This window comes from Ruficoccus amylovorans, from assembly GCF_014230085.1.
In the GTDB taxonomy this organism is placed as follows: Bacteria; Verrucomicrobiota; Verrucomicrobiia; order Opitutales; family Cerasicoccaceae; genus Ruficoccus; species Ruficoccus amylovorans.
Genome location: NZ_JACHVB010000021.1, coordinates 33,538 through 50,637 on the forward strand (window position 1 = coordinate 33,538; position 17,100 = coordinate 50,637).

The following is a 17,100-nucleotide window of genomic DNA, read 5'->3' on the forward strand; positions in this document are numbered from 1 at the left end:
ATTGTCCGTCCGCTCACGCATGGGGTAGCGGCCTTTCTGGCCGCGTAGGGGCGCAGCCCCTTAATGTCCCGTGCGGTCACGCACACCGTAGGGGCGGCAGCCCCTCGTTGTCCTGTGCGGTCACGCACCACCCGCCTCGGCGGCGATGCCGTAGCGCAGGTTGTGCAGGGAGTGGACGAAGTGGTCGGTCCCGGCGAGTTCGGCCACGGTCAGGAGGATGACGCAGGCCACGGGCATGATGTCGGCGCGGGCGTCGGGGAGTTCGGGGATGCGTTGGCGCTCCAGCAAGGTGGCGGCGCTGAGTTCCTCGCTGAGGTAGCGCAGGTAATTCACGGTTATGACAGAGGACGTCTCGGTGTAGCTGCGCCCCAGCCAGGAAGCGCGCACGGCCCGGGCCACGTTGAAGGCCCCGCCGGTGGCGGCCAGCGTGTGCTGGTTTTTCAGGCCGGAGAAACCGGACTCGGCCACCTTGGCGCGTACGTAATCGGCGATGCGGGCGGCGGTGCGGGCGGGCAGGGGGGCGGCGGGATCGTTGACAAAGCGCTCCAGCAGGCGGACCGCGCCGAGTTGGAGGCTGACTTTTTCGGTGATGGCGCCGTTCTCCAGCCGGATGAACTCCATGCTGCCGCCGCCGAGGTCGCAGAGGGTAAAGGCCGGGTAGGTGGCCAGCGCGGGGTCGGTGGTGATGGCGCGGCCGATGTAGGCGGCCTCTTCCTCGCCGCTGAGCACACGCAGGCGGTGGCCGGTGGCGTCCTCAATGTGCTGGACGAATTCCTTGCGGTTGACGGCGTCGCGCACGGCGCTGGTGGCGACGATGGCGAAGCTCTCCGGTGAGAAACGGCTGGCCTCGCCGACGAGCTTGACCACGGCCTCGGTGGCGGCCTTTATGGCGGTCTGGCTGAGCACGGGCTGGTCCTTGCTAATGCCTGCGCTGATGCGGGTCTCCAGCGTAGTCTGGTAAAGCGCGGCCAGGGTGGAGCCGGTTTCGGCCACGAGGAGTTTGATCGAGTTGCTGCCGATGTCGATGACGCCGATTCTCATGCCGAAAAAAAAGGGGGGGATTTACCTGCTCACAGCACGTAATCGCGGGGCGCGATCAGCACGGTGAATTCGCCTTTGAGGTTATGGCCGGTGAGCCGGGCGGCAACACTTTCCGCCCCGCCGACGAGGAAGGTCTCGTGGAGCTTGGTCACTTCGCGGGCCAGGCAGACGACGCGCTCCGGGCCGAGCACGTCCACCATTTCGGCGGCGAACTTGTCAATCCGGTGCGAGGACTCGTAAAGCGCGAGCGTGTAGGGGAAGTCCTTATGTTCCTCCAGAAAGCGGCGGCGAGCGGCGCTTTTGGGCGGGAGGAAGCCGACGTAGAGAAAGCCGTTGGTGGGTAGGCCGGAGGCGCTGAGGGCGGCGATGACCGCGCTCGGGCCGGGCACGGGGACGACGGGAAGCCCCCGGCGGCGGCACTCACGCACGGCGCGGAAGCCGGGGTCGGAAATGGCGGGCGTGCCCGCATCCGAGACGACGGCCACGGACTGCCCAGCGGCGACCTTGTCGGCCAGTTCCGAGGCGCGGGCCTGTTCGTTGTGCTCATGGCAGGACAGGGTGGGGCGGGTGCTGCCAATGCGTGCCAAAAGCTGGCCGGTCTTGCGGGTGTCCTCGCAGGCGATCCAGTCGCAGGCGCACAGCAGTTCGGTGGCGCGGCGGCTCAGGTCGCCGAGGTTACCGATGGGAGTGCCGATTACGTAAAGCGCCGCTTCAGGGGTGGCCGGGGCTTGCCCGTCTGGATTGTCCTGAGTCATGGGACTATTTCAGCAGGAGAGGCCAGCATGGCAAGAGCTTGTCGCGATTTGTCCGCCCGGGGCATAAAAAAACAGGTTCCGTGAAACGGAACCTGTTTGATGCGCGGTGGCGCTGAAATTAGTATCTTTCCTTGCCCGGGAGCGAATCGCCGTAACCGGCGGGACCGCCTTCCCAGGAGGCTGGCCGGCCCCAGGGGATGTTGGATTCATCCGGGTCGCTTTCGCAGCCGCTGATGGCAAAGGCGGCGAGGATGAGTGCGCTCAGGCAGAGAATTTTTTTCCACATAATACGTTTATTTGATAATCGAAATCGTGTCGCCTTCCTTGTAAACGCGGGCGCTGTTCTGGCCGGGTACGATGTTCGTGATGATGTAGGCACCTTCGACACGGCTGGCCTTGAGGCGCAAGGGCTTTTCAAAGCCCTTGACGATACCGAATTCGGTCTGCGAACTCACATTGCCCTGGCTGGGCTGGCTGATGATGACGATACCGCTGGAGGTGTCCATCTTGAGCACGGTGGCGGTGCTGGTGACAACGGGCTCGGACGGAGCGGACTCGGTGGCGGTACCAGCTTCACTGTTGCTGACGGCCGGGGTGTAGGTGGAGCTGCCGTAGGTGGGATCGACGCGAGCGGTCGTCTTGGCAGGGGTGGTGCTGGCCGCAGTGGCGGCGGAACTGGTGACAGCGGAAGCGGCGGCCTGAGCCTGGGCTTGCGCGTCGGCGAGCTGGCTGGTCAGGGTCTTGACCTGGGCTTCGAGGGCGCTGATCTTGGACTCATAGGCGGCCACGTTTGTGCTGCTGTCCGGGGCGCTGGTGCGCTGGCCGATCAGCTCGCGCTTGAGCTTGTCATTGTCGCTCTTGAGGCTGGCCAGGTCGCTCTTCGCCTTTTGCAGTTCGTTCTGCAGGCTGGTGAGGTTGCGGTTGGCCGTGGCGTACTGGGAGAGCGCCTTGGATTCACGGTCCTTGCTGGCTCCGAGGTCGGAGTCGAGGCCCTTGATCTTGCCCTGGAGGGTTTCGAGCTGGTTGCGGGCGTCCGTGGCCTGAGCCTGGGCATCCGCAACCAGTTTGTCCTTATCGGCAAGCTTGGCGTTGGCCTCATCGACTTTGCCCTGGGTGAGGACCCAGCCGGCAACGGCGGCGCAGGCGCCGAGGATCGCGATAAGGCGGAGTAGAATGGAAACCATTTTCATAAAGCGGGTAACTGATTTAAGGTGGGGCTAAACGCAGGAATATTGATTGTCGCAGAACGCTTGGCCAGCACTTTTTTGAACGCCCTTGGCGGGGTTTGCGGCCAGGTTCTCAAGGATTTTGTATATCAGTTCGGTCTGGGGTTCGCGCCCTATTTTCTTGGCCAGCGACTCGGCGGTGAAGCTCTCGCCCTTGGCGGCCCGGAGGCCGTCGAGGATAGCCTGGCGCAGTTCCAGGGTGCTGGCGGCGGCTTTTTTGCCCGCTTCGACGCCGGGCTGGTGGTAGGCGTTGATGTTGACCAGCGTGCCGTAGTAGCCGACTGCGCGCTCGTACAGGGCGATCAGCATGCCGACCGTGAAGGGCGTGACTTCCTTCACCGTGATGGTGATGGAGTTGCGGCCGTTATCATAAAGCGCGTCGCGGGTGCCCAGCAGGAAGCCCTGAAGGAAGTCTCCGGCGGTGTGCTCGCCTTCGACGGCGATGGAGTCGCCCGCGCGGGACTTGAGCACTTCGATGAAGGTGGCGTAGAAGTTCGGCACCCCGTCGCGGAGCTGCTGCACGTAGGCGTGCTGGTCGGTCGAACCCTTGTTGCCGTAAACGGCGATACCCTGATGGACGACGTTGCCGTCGAGGTCCTTTTCCTTGCCCAGAGACTCCATGACGAGCTGCTGGAGGTACTTGGCGAAGAGGGAGAGGCGCTCCTTGTAGGGGAGGATGACCATGTCCCTGGCGCCCTTGCCGCCGGTGAGGCGGTACCACATGAGGGCGAGCATGGCGGCGGGGTTCTGGCGGAAGTCCTTGTTGCGGGTGACTTCGTCCATGGCGGCGGCGCCGTCGAGCATGCCGTCGATGTCGATGCCGTTGAGCGCGGCGGGGACGAGGCCCACGGCGGCAAGCTCACTGGTGCGCCCGCCGACCCAGTCCCACATCGGGAAACGCTCGATCCAGCCTTCGGAGACGGCGACCTTGTCCATCTTGCTGCCTTCGCCGGTGATGGCGACGGCGTGCTTGGCGAAGTCCAGGCCGGCGGCCTTCCAGGCGGCCTGCGCCTCGACCATGCCGTTGCGGGTTTCGGGGGTGCCGCCGGACTTGGTGGTGACGATGGCGAGGGTCTGGCCGAGTTGGCCCTTGAGCTGGCTCAGCACGATGTCGAAGCCGTCGGGGTCCGTGTTGTCAAAGAAGTAGACCTTGACCGGGTCGGAGGCGGGGTGGCCGAGCGCCTGGGAGACGAACTGAGGGCCGAGGGCGGAGCCGCCGATGCCGATGCAGAGGATGTTTTTAAAGGGACCGTCCTGACCGGCAATTTCTCCGGCGTGGACTTTTTTCGCGAAGTCCTTGATGCGGGCGCGGGTCTTGGTGATCTCGTCGGTGATGGCCGCATCGGGGGCGATGGCGGCATTGCGCAGCCAGTAGTGGCCGACCATGCGGTTTTCGTCGGGATTAGCGATGGCGCCGCCTTCGAGGGCCTCCATGTCCGCGATGGCCTTGGCGATCTTCGGCTGCATTTCCGCCAGGTAGGTGTCGGGGAAATCGACGCGGCTGACGTCCAGCGACAGGTCCAGGGAAGGAATGTTCAGGCAGTATTCTTTAAAGCGGTTCCAGCTCATGATAAATAAATGGCTAAAGGGTTAAGCTTAAACGACGTGGCGTTACGTTTGAGCCACGAAGCCTAATGAGAAAAGCCGTGCCGTCCACACGAAAGGCGTACGAAGCCGTTTTTTTCAGTCTTCGCAGGCATACGCCCCGACAACCCGGTGCGGAATGGGCGTTCTTTTTATGAGCCCCCTGCGTTTTTTGTTCGCTCAGTTAGGGGGGTGGCGAACATGCGCCGTAGTGAAAACTACAAAATTATGGCCGTATCAGCACAAACAGACTGTCGCTGGGCCACAGGGGGGGAGGGCCGGGGAATACCTGTGTCGTTAGGCCCTAACGGCCTTCGATCACGGCGTTGGCGATTTTACGCAGAATGTCGGAAGCCGGATACTCGGGGTCCAGCAGTAATTCACGGCCCAGCGAGACCATTTCCTGGCGGACTTTGGCGGAGGGGGGCTGATACTGTCCACTGCGAGGAAGCACGGGCTCTCCAGTATCAGAAAAATCAATCCAGGGCGTCATAGGTTAGGTGGGCTTATCGGGGTTTGCTTCTGCGCCTTAAATAAAAAAACGCTTATATTGTTCTTTCTGCGGGAATAGCGTCTTTACTAGAGTATAAATCCTGCACCTGTCTGAGGTATATCCCCAGCTTTTCGGTGTGATTGATAATGTCCTGAAGCTGCTGCCTGGCCTTTGAATCACCAGGCACTCCGATCAGGGCGAGATCAGCGTTTCCTCGGATGAGAAAGATTTCGCCGTTGATATCGTGGAATAACCGACGCAGGTCGCTTTGCTCGCGGGAGGTCGCTTTCATGACTACAATACGCTGATATCGGTGTTCGGCGGCTGGGCTTAATGTCCAAGTCCTTTTAGTTGAAAATCTTACCAGATTTATAAGTAGGGCTTTTGGTTGCCTCAAGGTGCCATTTGCAGGGGGAGGGTTAGGCTCAAGGCCTCATTTTGTTGCCCGGCAGCGAATGCCTCATTGGCCGATTCCCGGGTATAGATTGGCCTTAGTTTACGCTGAATTTGACGCTTATGGGAAGGGAAGAGTAGATACGGCGAAACTGGCTGTGATTGCGGCAGCAATGGAGAGACTGCGCCGCGGCAATATTTGCGGATGGCAGTAGCACCGGTCAGTCGTGCGGGCTGAAGGAGAAACCGTAGCGGCCGACGCTCAGCCCTCCAGCAGGCGCAGGAGTTCAGCGTTGTTCTTGGTCTTGCTCATACGCTCGATCAGGGTTTCGCAGGCGTCCTCGATCTTCATGGGTGCGAGGGCACGGCGGAAAAAGCCGACCTTGTCGAGTGTCTTGGGGTCGAGCAGGAGCTCTTCCTTACGGGTGCCGGAGGCGTTAATGTTGATGGCTGGCCACAGGCGCAGTTCGGCGCACTTGCGGTCGAGGACCATTTCCATGTTACCGGTTCCTTTAAACTCTTCGAAAATGAGGTCGTCCATCTTGCTGCCGGTCTGGATGAGCGCGGAGGCGATGATGGTCAGGCTGCCGGCTTCCTCGGTGTTGCGGGCGGAGGAAAAGAGCTGACGCGGTTTTTCCAGGGCTCGCACGTCGAGACCGCCGGTCATGGTGCGCCCGGAACTGCGGTTGGCGTTGTGGGCGCGGGAAAGGCGGGTGATCGAGTCCAGCAGCAGGACGACGTCCTTGCCGACTTCCATCTGGCGCTTGGCCCGGTCGATGGCGATGTCGGCGATGCGGATGTGGCTCTCAAGCTCCTCGTCATTGGAGGAGGCGAAAATCTCGGCCGTGGGCAGTTCGCGGCGGAAGTCGGTGACTTCCTCGGGCCGTTCGTCCACCAGCAGGATCATGACGGAGCACTCGGGGTGGTTTTCAATCACGCCCTCGGCGATGTCCTTGAGCAGGGTGGTCTTGCCGGTGCGAGGCGGGGCTACGATAAGGCCGCGCTGGCCCTTGCCGATGGGGCAGAACAGATCGATCACGCGGGTGGTGAGGCGTCCGTCCTTGCTCTCCAGGTTGAGCCGTTCGTTGGGCGCGATGGTGGTGAGCTGGGAAAAGTCGTAGCGGCGGCGGCGGTCTTCGACGCTGAGCCCGTCGATGGCCTCGATGTAGCGGACCTTCGGGTTGGGGAAGCGTCCGTCGTGGAGGGCGTTGGCGCTGATCCACTGGCCGCGCTTGAGCTTAAAGCGGCGGACGAGCTCGCGCGGGATAAAGGGGTCGCTGTGGCGCTGGCGTCCGTTTTTGGACGGATCGAGCAGCTGGCCCGTCTTGTTGTTGGACGGTTCGAAGATGCCTTCGACGGTGATCTGGTTCTCTGGCGAGTGGTTTTCGCTCATAAAAAAGGTGTTCACGCAACGGAGCCGTCAAGCTGCGTGCGAGCGGTGGAAAGAAGGGGAAGGTGTCTGCCGCTACGGTGCGGTGACGGGCCGAATTGGCCTCCGGGCGGTTAGAAACAAGTTCGTCCCGGTTTTAGCTAGGTTCTCAGGGCCGGGCGGGGGAATCAAGCCCAAATTTTCGGCCTTTTATCGGCTCTTGGGAGGCTTTTTTGGCATTTGACGGTGCGGCAGGGATGCAAATTCGTCCCGGACGGGCTATACTAATCATTAGACTCGTGGCGCGGGTTCTCAATTGACAGCCTGCGCAGTATTGTCAGACTCGCAATTTCTTACCCTATGAAGTTCCCCCTTATGAAGATGCGGAAGCCCCGTTCCGGCTTCACCCTGATCGAGTTGCTGGTGGTGATGGGCGTTATCCTGATCCTGGCCGGTATCGTCGTCGGCGTGCAGCGCGGTGTTTACTACCAGCAGTCCCAGGCCCGCGCCAAAGCCGACCTGCAGGCCATTGCCAACGCGCTGGAGTCCTTCAAGCTCAAGTACGGCGACTATCCCTGGCTCGGCGCCGACGCCACCGATTCCAGCGTGGGTAATGCCGAAGAATTGTTTCAGGTACTGACGGGACAACTGGTTCTGCGCAAGAATGGCACTCAGTACGATATGACCGACCCGTCCACAGCTCAACGGGTGCCCTTGATCGACGAAAACCTTATTGATGCCCACGAAACCAGCAATAATCCTGACTATTTCATCGACCCGTGGGGCAACCCGTACAAGTACTACTACAAGACCGTGGCTCAGGGGCGCAGCGGTACGGGCTGGAACCACTCTGGCTTCATTCTGATGTCCACCGGGCCGGACCGCCGGACCGGACCGACCTCTGGCACCGGTTACAACCTGGGCACTGGGATCTTTCCCCAGAACGGAGACGACTACTTTGGTACACCTGGTACGACGAACTATGCTTTCGATAACATTATTTTCGGCCTGGAAGCTCCGTAACACCTAATTTTAACTGCCCTATGAAAAAGACCCTTCGCCCCCGCCGTCGCGGCTTTACCCTGATCGAACTGCTGACCGTTATCGCGGTCATCGGCATCCTCGCGAGTATCCTGATCCCCACCGTGGGGTCGGCGAGAAAGTCCGCCAACAAGGCCAAGACCAAGGCCCAGTTCACCGGCTACGCCAATGCCATTCAGAGCTTTAAAAGCACTTATGGCTACTGGCCGGAATTCTTCACCAGTGATGCGACCTCCTACAATGTCGGTAGCAACACAGCTGAGTTCGTTAACACCCTCTCCGGGCGTAATATCACGAACGGCAACCCGATCCAGGAAGGTGGAAATCGCCGGGCGGTTCCGTTTTACTCCTTTGCCGAAGATGAATTTGACCCGGATGAGACCACCGATACATTGGTGGACGCCTTTCGTAATCCCAATATCATCATTAAGGTGGATTACAATAACGACGGGCAGATCACCGGCCTCCCTAACCCCAGCACCGGTAGTGGGAGCAGTGAAACCGTTCGCGCCAAGGTCGCCATCTACAGCGACACGAGCAACTTCGCCGAAGGCGAAGGCGTCTACTCCTGGGACTAATCTGATATGAGACATTCCCCATCCAGTGCCGCTCGCGGCTTTACTCTGGTCGAGCTTTTGGCGGTCATCGGGATCATCGCCGTCATGGCGACGGTCATCGGCGTCTCATTGGGGGGCGGTAACGCCAGCGCCTCCCTTGGCAGCAGCCAGCGCATCGCGGCCGGTGTTTTTCAGTCGGCCCGTTCCATCGCTGTGCTCAAGCAGACGCAGACCAAGGTTGTTGTTTACGAGAGTGGCGACACAGGTATCGATCCGGGAAAGTATCTGCGCTTTCTCCAGGTTATTTACAAGACGACGGATTCTTCCGGTGCCGACGTTTGGGTGGCCGCGAACGCCGGGACCTACCTTCCGCAGGGGGTCTATTACGTGCCGCGTACGGGTGGATTTGATAGCAGCGTCCTGACTATTGCCAGTGAAACAGCTACCGGAGGGGCGATGACCTCGGATAATGTGACTTTCCGACCGGTCGAGGGTTCGACGGTGAGTGTCCGGGTAACGGGCTACGTTTACGAGTTCGACAGTAACGGCCTGTCAAATAACAACGGTGATACGGTCGTCTTCGCCGCCGGGACGGTGTCCGGTTATGATGGTACCACAGGTGCTCCACGTCTGACCTTTGACAACCAGTATGCCGTTACCGGTTTCTACATCCGCAAAACCGGCAGTGTCATCCTTGCCGATTTTGACGACCTGAATAACATTTAACGTACACGGACATGGCTCGCTCTACACTATCCCAGCATTCGTTCCGGGGCGGAATCCGTTCCAGAGGCTTTTCCCTCATCGAAGTCGTGCTCGCCATCGGCGTCCTTTCGCTCGCGGTCGTGGCCATGCTTGGACTGTTCGCGCCCACAATGGGCTCGGTCAAGCAGGTGGTGGACGGAAACAAGGCCACCGCGCTGGTCGGCCTGATTAATTCCTATGTCAACGACCAGATGACCTACGACGATGTTGCTGGCACCCGCACGTCTGATATCTATCGCTATGCCTGGGAGCAAGAGGATACAGCGAGTGGTACGGTGGATCTCGTCATGTCAGCGACCGAGCCTACCCCCGCCCAGCGTGCCGATATGCTCGGCTCGGCCTTTGTTGTTAAACTCTCCAAGCTCGATCTGGACGGGTATGATGATCCCGACGATGAAGCTTACGTGCCCTTTTTGGTGACCATCTATCAACTGGACCTGGATGGCGGATTTAATGTTGCTAATCTTGGCGAGGCCAACCGTGTCCTTTCCTACCCTTCGGCTAAACTGCGATAACCGCTTTGCTTTTTTCCCCCATGACCACGCTCTCCCTGGATAACGATTCCCAGCCCACCGCCTCCGAGCAGCCCGTTGAACAGCGCACGATGCGCTCACGCCAGGGCTTCACGCTGGTGGAAATCATGGCCGCCACCGGGATCATGGTCGCGGTGATCCTGCTCGTGCTGGGGTTGACCACGAACGTGCTCAATACTTGGAATTTTTCATCTGACCAGCTTGCCCAGAACTACGAGGCCCGCATCGCCCTGGATTTTATCAATCAGGACATGGAAGCCGCCTATTTCAACAGCAAGGGCATGGTATGGATGCAGGCTGTCTATGGGACCGTCGGTAATTCCGATGATCAGGCGCGGCTCTTTTTCTTTTCTCCGGTTACCGACCGGGATAGTGACGTCGCAGGCGATTACTGCGCGGTCGCCTACGCGACAGAATATCAGAACCCGTTCAACCCCACTTCCACTGACCGCCGCCGCTACGGACTCTACCGCCGGGTGGTTGATGCCGAGACGACCTTTAATGATGTCATGACCGTGCCGAATTTCGCCGCCGGTGGTACGCTCTACGACAACTACTGGGAGGGGAACATGGGGACGGGCATCACTGGCGTTTTTGCCAAGGATAACTACCTCAGCGCCAATGTGGCGGACTTTAAGGTCATCTTCTGGTATGACGATGGTACGCGTAATGCCGATGGCACCAAGGATATCAAAGCCATCACTTCAAATGAGGGTGCGACAGGCAATCCACTGGCTTTTGTTGTCGCTGACCGCATTTACATTTCCGACAGTGGGGATGGTACCTCCGGCTATAACGATGCTGTCGATGGCCACTTGGTCTATGCCGACATCACCATGACTGTCCTTGGTGACGAGGGCGCGAACATGGTGGGGAACGACTCTTGGGATGACATGGGAATTACGTGGGAGCAGTTCCTGAAGATGTACGGGCAGACCTTTACCCGGCGTGTCTATATCATGAGCAATCCGCTTTGAGCGGATTTGTCGGGGCAACTGCGTTTGCCTCTCTCTTTGCTTCTTGAGCGGGGCAGTTTTTCGGTGGATCACGCCTGCTTCGACGATGATCGCGGGGCGAAGGCGCTTTGGCCGGGTGACAGCTATATTCACCGGTAATTGTGTGAGATCCTCGTGGGAACGGCTTGAATTTCCGGTAGCGTAGGCGTAGGCTGCTTCCTTGTTCGATTGTCCGCGTGCTGCGGGCAGGCGACAGGTAAAAAGTGGCATCCTTGAGAAAAACTCCGTGGAATATCTGGCTCCTGGCAGCGCGCCCGAAGACGCTGCCGGCGGCGGTCGTGCCCGTCCTGCTGGGGACGGCGGTGGCTGTGCATGAGGGCGGATTCCGTCTGGTTCCGGCCCTGATCTGCCTGGTCTTTGCGCTACTGATCCAGATCGGCACCAACTACGCCAACGACTATTTCGACTACCGCCAAGGGGCGGACACGGACAAGCGTGTCGGTCCGGTGCGGGCGGTGGCTTCCGGCCTGGTCGCCCCGCAGACCATGTGGCGGGCGACGATGATCGTGCTCGGAGCGGCTTTCCTGATCGGGCTTTCGCTGGTTTTTTACGGCGGCTGGTGGCTGGTGGCGGTCGGCGTGCTGAGCATCCTCTGCGCCATCGCCTATACCGGCGGGCCGTATCCGCTTGGGTACAACGGGCTGGGCGACATCTTTGTCTTTATCTTTTTCGGCCTGGTGGCGGTCATGTTCACCGCGTACGTGCAGACCGGCGAGTTTTCCTGGGCGGCGTTCTGGGCGGGAACCGGTTGCGGCCTGCTCTCGGTCAACCTGCTCGTAGTTAATAATGCCCGTGACATCGAGACCGACCGCGAGGCGGGCAAGCGAACGCTGCCTGTTCGCTTTGGCTACCGCTATGCGGTTATTCAATACGTGGCCAGCGCTCTGGTCGCCTATGCCATGCCGGACCTGCTCATGCGTACCGGTTACAGCGGCTGGGTGCTGCTGCCGCTGTTGACACTTCCCTTCGCGGCGTTCCTTTGCGTTGCCATGACCCGGGCACACCGCCCCAGGGATTTCCATTGGCTGCTCGCCCGTACCGCCCAGTTGCTGCTCTTTTATGGCTTGCTGATGACGCTGGGTATTCTGCTCGGCTGACTTTTTCGGGATGGTTTGCCCGCGAAGTCACGCGAAGAGGCGCGAAGTCTTTGCGAGTGATTGAGAGAAATATTATAGCCCCAAAAGAACAAATAAGCGCGAAAACGACTCCTCACTTATCCCTGAAAAATCTCTGTGCTCTCTGTGTCCTCTGTGGTTAAAAAAAACCTGCCCAAAGGAAAAACTACTCCTTGCGCTTGGGGACGAGTTTGCCCTTTTTGACGGTTGGGCAAGCGCAGTCGGAGCTGCAGCAGCCTTTTGCACGGACTTTACGCACGATCAGCCAGCAGAAAATCAACAGAGTCACGGCGACGATGCCCAGTGCGATAAGTTCCTGTGTGTCGAGTTCCTGGCCGAAAAGGTTCATGGGTGATGCAAAAAGATGGCGGTCGGGTTGAGGGAGGCTCAGTTGCGGCAGTTTAGCTGAAACCGAGCAAATGTCCACCCTGGTAGATGATGAGCGCCGCCACGTACGCGACCACAGTCATGTAGCCGAGCTGGAACAGCGGCCAGCGCCAGGAGTTCGTCTCTCGCTTGACGACGGCGACGGTGCTCAGGCACTGGAGGGAATAAACGTAAAAAACCATCAGGCTCAGACAGGTCAATGGGGTGAAGACCGCCGTCCCGTTCGGGCGTTTCTCGTTCTGGAGGACTTGGGCGAGCGGGCCGCCTTCCTCGGCGTCCTCGTCGTCCACCTTGTAAATAATCGCCATCGTGCTGACGAAGACTTCGCGCGCGGCGAAGGAGGCCAGCAGGCCGATGTTGATTTTCCAGTCGTAGCCGAGAGGGTCGGTCACGGGGGTCAGCATATGCCCGACCTGCCCGGCGAAGCTCTGGGAGATTTCCGTCTCGCCGAGGTCGTTTTTCGGGTAGGAGACGAAGAACCACAGCAGGATAGAGACCCCGAGGATGATCGTCCCGGCCTTGCGCAGAAAGAGCTTGGCCCGCTCCAGCATGTCCATCACGACCGAGCGGGTGGTGGGCAGGCGGTAGGGGGGCATTTCCATGATAAGGGTCGGGCTTTCGCCACGCATGAGGGTCTTTTTAAAGATCCACGCGAAGGCGAAGGCCGAGAATGTCCCCAGCGCGTAAACAAAGAACATGAGCCCGGTTTTGACCCAGGGGTCGCCGGGGGCGAGGGCGGCGATCATGAGGAAATAAACCGGCAGGCGGGCCGAGCAGCTCATCCACGGGGTGACGAGGATGGTGACGAGCCGGTCCTTGCGCGAGTCGATGGTGCGCGCGGCCATGATGCCGGGGATGGCGCAGGCGTAGGCGCTTAGCAGCGGGATGAAGGACTGGCCGTGCAGGCCGACTTTGTGCATGACGCGGTCGAGCAGGAACGCGGCCCGGGCCATGTAGCCGGTGCCCTCCAGCAGCGCGACGAAAAAGAACAGGATCAGAATCTGCGGCAGGAAGATGACCACGCCGCCGACCCCGGCGATCATACCGTCCACGATCAGGTCGCGCAGAGTGCCCGCCGGCATGTGTTCCTGGACGACTCCCCCCAACCAGCCGAAGGCCCCGTCAATCCAGTCCATCGGGATACTGGAGAGGGTGAAGATGGTATAAAAGATACCGGCCATGATGAGGCCGAGAAAGGCCCATCCACCGACGGGGTGCAGGAGCACGGCGTCGATCCGGTCGGTCAGGGTGGGGGTCTTTTCCGGGCCGCGCCGGATGGACTGACGGACGACTTGACCGAGTTGCACGTAGCGTTCGCCGACCAGTTTTTCCTTCCAGGTCGGATCGGACTGGGAAAGTTTGCGGGTCCACTCGGCGGCGAATTCCCTGGCCGCCTGCGGCAGCTCCTGCACATTGCGGTGAAGTTCGTCCGGGGTGGCCTCGGTCAGCATGAGCCAGGCTTCGGCGCGGGATTGGGCCGGGGGTATATCGCTCAGCTCACGCAGGCGGGCGGCGGTCTCGTCAAGGGCGAGCTGGAAGTCCTCCGGCAGGGCGAAGCGCCACTTGGGCAGGGGGAGTTTTTCCCGGCTCATGGCGAGGCGAAGCTCGGTCAAGCCCTTGCCGGTGCGGGCCTGGGTCTTGACCACGGTCACGCCGAGGGCTTCTTCCAGCACCTTGGCGTCGATCTCGACCCCGGCGGTATCGGCGTCGTCGATCATGTTGAGCACGAGGATGACGGGCAGCCCCAGCTCTAAAAGCTGCGTGGTGAGAAAAAGGTGGCGCTCCAGGTTGGTAGCGTCGGCCACGCAAATGATGCCGCTGGGCCGTGGGGTGTCCGTGCGCCGCCCCATGAGGATGTCCTGCGTGATGGCCTCATCCGGCGAGTGCGCGGTGATGGTGTAGGCTCCCGGCAGGTCGATCAGGCGGATGGGTTTGCCGTGCTGCGAGTAGCACAGGCCCTCCTTGCGCTCGACGGTGACGCCGGGATAATTGCCGACTTTCTGGCGCAGACCGGTCAGTCCGTTAAAGAGCGTGGTTTTACCGGAGTTGGGGTTGCCGACGACGACAAAGACTTTTTCCGCGACCGGAGTTTTCCCCATAAGGGGCGATTGTTCAGCGATGGGCATGGACCAGGGCCTTTCAGGCGCGGCGGACTTCGATCGCGCTGGCTTCAGTCTTGCGCAGGCACAGGTGGAAGCCCGGCAGCTTGATTTCGATCGGGTCGCCGAGCGGAGAAATCCGGACGACCTTCAGGCTTTGCCCCGGAGTCAGCCCGAGCTCATGCAGCCGCAGCAGGGTGCCGTTGCGGGCGTTGAAGGAGTCGAGAACTCCGGCTTCTCCCGGTTTCATCTCGGATAGAGTGCAGGTACTGGCCATCGTGTTCGTTGGCTATTTATAAGCGAATGAGACTTAATTTCGACAAAATTCTGCAAAGTCGCCGCAGGAGTAGTATTTCTAATGACGAGTCAAAGCTGTAATATCTTCGGTCCACTCCGGCCATTCGCTGGCCAATACGGCGCGAGAGCCCAGCTCGAACCCCTTCCAGACGAAGCCGGGACTGACCGTGGTGGTAAAAAGCGCGTAACCGGCGGACCCTCCGGGGGCGAGGCGGCAGCCTTGCCAGGTGCCCGCCGTCACGGCGGCGAAGGGAAGTTCGCCCGCGGTCGGGTCGGAGCCGAGGCGGATTTTTTCCCCTAACCCTGTTGGGTGGAGCTGGAGCATCTCGACGGGGTCTCCGGCGTGGAAGTGGAAAGTCTCCTCGGCATCGACCCGGTGCATGGCCGAAAAACCGTCGCCCGTGACGAGATAATAAATGCAGGTGGACAGTGGGCGATCTGTGCCCGGAACGGTTTGGGGATGGGTGTGGACGCGGCGAAAAAATCCCCCCTCGTCGGGAAGCGACTCCAACTTGAGCAGGTGGATGAGGCTTGGGGCGTCCATGGTGTTGGGTGAGGCTGCAAGGGGCATGCCAGTCGGACGATACTGAGTCTCCATCCCCGCCGCATCAAGCGTTCTTTAACTATGCTTATGGGGGACTTAAGCGTGGCGACGCAACTGGCCGGCAAGCCGGAGCTGGCGTGCCGGGCGGGCGACCCCGGATCGGGACTTGAACCAAGGCGGTTTTTCATTTCAATATAAGACAGAAACCGGCAACCCGCCCCATACCCCTATCTGCCTGATCTCTAAGACTATGGATATCCAATCCTTTATCACGAACTTCGCCGAGGCCATCGACGGCCTGGAGCCGGATGGCCTCACCGCGCAGACCGCGTTCCGCGAGCTGGAGCAGTGGGATTCGCTGGCGTTCCTCAGTGTGCTGGCCATGATCGACGGCGAGTACGGAGTCGAACTCCCCGGCGACGAGCTTCTGGCCTGCGCAAACCTGGGCGAGCTTTGCCAGGCGGTGGCGGCCAAACAATAAATTCCCGTGTCTGACCTGGCCCAGAAACGCATCCTTGTCTGCGGCGCTTCCTCCGGGATCGGCCGGGCCTGTGCCCTTGCCGCCGCCGGGGCCGGAGCCGCGCTCGTGCTCAACGGGCGGGACCGTACCCGGTTGGAGGAGACGCTGGCCGCGCTGCCGGGAGAAGGGCATACGCTTTTGCCTGCCGACTTGACCGACGCCGCCGCCCGCCGCGAGTTGGCCGCGTCCGTTCCCGCGCTGGATGGGGTGGTTTTTTCCGCCGGTTTTCACCGGATCAAGCCGGCCAAGTTCCTCGACGACGCGGGCTGGGAGGAGACTTTTTCTATCAACCACCGGGCACCCTGCCTGTTGACTTCGGCCCTGCTGAAGGCGAAAAAAATCAACCCCTCGGCCTCGCTGGTCTATCTGGGGTCAATCGCGGCCGAGGCCGCTACTGTCGGCAACGCCCTTTACGCCGGTTCCAAGGGGGCGCTGATCTCCACCGTGCGCGTGCTCGCGCTGGAACTGGCGCGTCAGGCCATCCGCGCGAACGTCGTCTCCCCCGGCCAGGTGCGGACCGCCATGACCGAGGCCAACGCCGCGCAACTCTCGGCGCAGGCACTGGAGGAGAACGCGACCCTGTACCCGCTCGGCCTGGGGACGCCGGAGCAGGTGGCCGAGGCGGTTCTCTTTTTGCTCAGCCAACGTGCGGCCTGGATCACGGGCCAGAATCTCGTCGTCGATGGCGGCTACACCCTCAAATGACAGGCGCGATGCAGGAAATACTGGTACTCGGAGCGGGCGGCCTGGGCCGCGAAGTGTGGTCCTACCTGGAGCACAAGCTCGCCGTCGATGCCGAATTCGCCACCACTTACCGGCTCAAGGGCTTTCTGGACGATGACGCGCAGGCGCTCGACGGCTATGACTATCCGGGCGGCGTGGTCGGCGGCATCTCCAGTTATAAACCTGCCAGCAGCGAATGGCTGGTCTGCGCCCTCGGCGCTCCCTCGGTCAAGGCCCGCCTCTGCCCTGAACTGAAGAAGCGGGGGGCGCGCTTCCTGACCTTTGTGCATCCGACTTCGACCCTGGGGCGCAATGCGGTGCTGGGCGAAGGCGTTGTGCTGGCCCCCTATACCCAGGTCTCCGCCGATGCGCGGATGGGGGATTTTTCCTTTCTCAATTGCCACTCGACCTGCGGGCACGACGCGAAAGTCGGCCCCTGCTGCACGGTCAGCTCGTACTGCGATCTGACTGGCTTCGTCGAGCTGGGAGAGCAGGTCTTCATGGGCTCTCACGCCACGGTGATTCCCGGTCGTCGCGTCGGTGACGGTTGTACGATCGGTGCCGGTTCGGCGGTCGTCACCCATCTTCCCGCCGGAGCACGCGTGCTCGGGGTCCCGGCCAAACCTTTTATGCGAAAGTAAC

Annotated in this window: 21 protein-coding genes; 9 read left to right on the forward strand and 12 right to left on the reverse strand. The window is 60.9% G+C overall.

Annotated features, from left to right (window positions below):
* Positions 1-120: 120 nt before the first annotated feature.
* The 8 genes from H5P28_RS08520 to rho all read right to left on the reverse strand — a co-directional run bounded on the left by H5P28_RS08520 (position 121) and on the right by rho (position 6,885).
* Positions 121-1,041 (reverse strand): Ppx/GppA phosphatase family protein, encoded by a 921-nt coding sequence (locus tag H5P28_RS08520; RefSeq protein WP_185675291.1) that lies wholly within the window; start codon positions 1,039-1,041, stop codon positions 121-123.
* 29 nt (positions 1,042-1,070) lie between these two features.
* Positions 1,071-1,796 (reverse strand): 16S rRNA (cytidine(1402)-2'-O)-methyltransferase, encoded by a 726-nt coding sequence (rsmI, locus tag H5P28_RS08525; RefSeq protein WP_185675292.1) that lies wholly within the window; start codon positions 1,794-1,796, stop codon positions 1,071-1,073.
* 118 nt (positions 1,797-1,914) lie between these two features.
* Positions 1,915-2,082 (reverse strand): hypothetical protein, encoded by a 168-nt coding sequence (locus tag H5P28_RS08530; RefSeq protein WP_185675293.1) that lies wholly within the window; start codon positions 2,080-2,082, stop codon positions 1,915-1,917.
* 7 nt (positions 2,083-2,089) lie between these two features.
* Positions 2,090-2,986, reverse strand: coding sequence for a hypothetical protein (locus H5P28_RS08535; RefSeq protein ID WP_185675294.1), 897 nt, complete (start codon positions 2,984-2,986; stop codon positions 2,090-2,092).
* 27 nt (positions 2,987-3,013) lie between these two features.
* On the reverse strand, positions 3,014-4,591 hold the full coding sequence (locus tag H5P28_RS08540; protein WP_185675295.1) for a glucose-6-phosphate isomerase: 1,578 nt from the start codon (positions 4,589-4,591) through the stop codon (positions 3,014-3,016).
* A 319-nt stretch (positions 4,592-4,910) separates the two neighbouring features.
* Positions 4,911-5,099, reverse strand: a complete 189-nt coding sequence (locus tag H5P28_RS08545) for a hypothetical protein (protein WP_185675296.1) — start codon at positions 5,097-5,099, stop codon at positions 4,911-4,913.
* Between the two features lie 52 nt (positions 5,100-5,151).
* Entirely contained in the window at positions 5,152-5,391 is a 240-nt protein-coding gene (locus H5P28_RS08550; RefSeq protein WP_185675297.1) for a hypothetical protein, read from the reverse strand.
* Positions 5,392-5,754: 363 nt separating this feature from the next.
* Positions 5,755-6,885, reverse strand: coding sequence for a transcription termination factor Rho (gene rho, locus H5P28_RS08555; protein WP_185675298.1), 1,131 nt, complete (start codon positions 6,883-6,885; stop codon positions 5,755-5,757).
* 336 nt (positions 6,886-7,221) lie between these two features.
* Here rho and H5P28_RS08560 point away from each other — a divergent pair, with 336 nt between their 5' ends.
* The 6 genes from H5P28_RS08560 to H5P28_RS08585 all read left to right on the forward strand — a co-directional run bounded on the left by H5P28_RS08560 (position 7,222) and on the right by H5P28_RS08585 (position 11,870).
* Positions 7,222-7,884: a prepilin-type N-terminal cleavage/methylation domain-containing protein gene (locus tag H5P28_RS08560; protein ID WP_185675299.1), complete on the forward strand. Its 663-nt coding sequence runs from the start codon at positions 7,222-7,224 to the stop codon at positions 7,882-7,884.
* 20 nt (positions 7,885-7,904) lie between these two features.
* Positions 7,905-8,480, forward strand: coding sequence for a prepilin-type N-terminal cleavage/methylation domain-containing protein (locus tag H5P28_RS08565; protein ID WP_185675300.1), 576 nt, complete (start codon positions 7,905-7,907; stop codon positions 8,478-8,480).
* A gap of 6 nt (positions 8,481-8,486) precedes the next feature.
* The gene (locus tag H5P28_RS08570) at positions 8,487-9,185 is read left to right on the forward strand and encodes a prepilin-type N-terminal cleavage/methylation domain-containing protein (protein WP_185675301.1); all 699 of its coding nucleotides are present in this window, start codon (positions 8,487-8,489) and stop codon (positions 9,183-9,185) included.
* Between the two features lie 11 nt (positions 9,186-9,196).
* Positions 9,197-9,739: a prepilin-type N-terminal cleavage/methylation domain-containing protein gene (locus H5P28_RS08575; protein WP_185675302.1), complete on the forward strand. Its 543-nt coding sequence runs from the start codon at positions 9,197-9,199 to the stop codon at positions 9,737-9,739.
* A gap of 20 nt (positions 9,740-9,759) precedes the next feature.
* On the forward strand, positions 9,760-10,734 hold the full coding sequence (locus H5P28_RS08580; protein WP_185675303.1) for a PulJ/GspJ family protein: 975 nt from the start codon (positions 9,760-9,762) through the stop codon (positions 10,732-10,734).
* Positions 10,735-10,976: 242 nt separating this feature from the next.
* Entirely contained in the window at positions 10,977-11,870 is an 894-nt protein-coding gene (locus H5P28_RS08585; protein WP_343075473.1) for a 1,4-dihydroxy-2-naphthoate polyprenyltransferase, read from the forward strand.
* Positions 11,871-12,054: 184 nt separating this feature from the next.
* On the opposite strand, the gene H5P28_RS08590 is transcribed toward H5P28_RS08585, so the two are convergent.
* From H5P28_RS08590 to H5P28_RS08605, 4 genes are all read right to left on the reverse strand, one after another.
* Positions 12,055-12,237, reverse strand: coding sequence for a hypothetical protein (locus H5P28_RS08590; RefSeq protein WP_185675305.1), 183 nt, complete (start codon positions 12,235-12,237; stop codon positions 12,055-12,057).
* 52 nt (positions 12,238-12,289) lie between these two features.
* Positions 12,290-14,374 carry a ferrous iron transport protein B gene (gene feoB, locus H5P28_RS08595; protein WP_221773387.1) on the reverse strand — a complete coding sequence of 695 codons (2,085 nt, stop codon included), beginning with the start codon at positions 14,372-14,374 and terminating at the stop codon, positions 12,290-12,292.
* A 40-nt stretch (positions 14,375-14,414) separates the two neighbouring features.
* The gene (locus H5P28_RS08600) at positions 14,415-14,624 is read right to left on the reverse strand and encodes a FeoA family protein (protein ID WP_185675307.1); all 210 of its coding nucleotides are present in this window, start codon (positions 14,622-14,624) and stop codon (positions 14,415-14,417) included.
* 105 nt (positions 14,625-14,729) lie between these two features.
* Complete coding sequence (locus tag H5P28_RS08605; protein WP_185675308.1) at positions 14,730-15,215, reverse strand: cupin domain-containing protein; 486 nt, start codon at positions 15,213-15,215, stop codon at positions 14,730-14,732.
* 250 nt (positions 15,216-15,465) lie between these two features.
* Here H5P28_RS08605 and H5P28_RS08610 point away from each other — a divergent pair, with 250 nt between their 5' ends.
* The 3 genes from H5P28_RS08610 to H5P28_RS08620 are packed head-to-tail and all read left to right on the forward strand — an operon-like array spanning position 15,466 to position 17,099.
* Complete coding sequence (locus tag H5P28_RS08610) at positions 15,466-15,696, forward strand: acyl carrier protein (protein WP_185675309.1); 231 nt, start codon at positions 15,466-15,468, stop codon at positions 15,694-15,696.
* Between the two features lie 6 nt (positions 15,697-15,702).
* Entirely contained in the window at positions 15,703-16,440 is a 738-nt protein-coding gene (locus H5P28_RS08615) for an SDR family NAD(P)-dependent oxidoreductase (protein WP_221773388.1), read from the forward strand.
* Positions 16,441-16,448: 8 nt separating this feature from the next.
* Entirely contained in the window at positions 16,449-17,099 is a 651-nt protein-coding gene (locus tag H5P28_RS08620; RefSeq protein ID WP_185675310.1) for an acetyltransferase, read from the forward strand.
* Position 17,100: the final 1 nt, after the last annotated feature.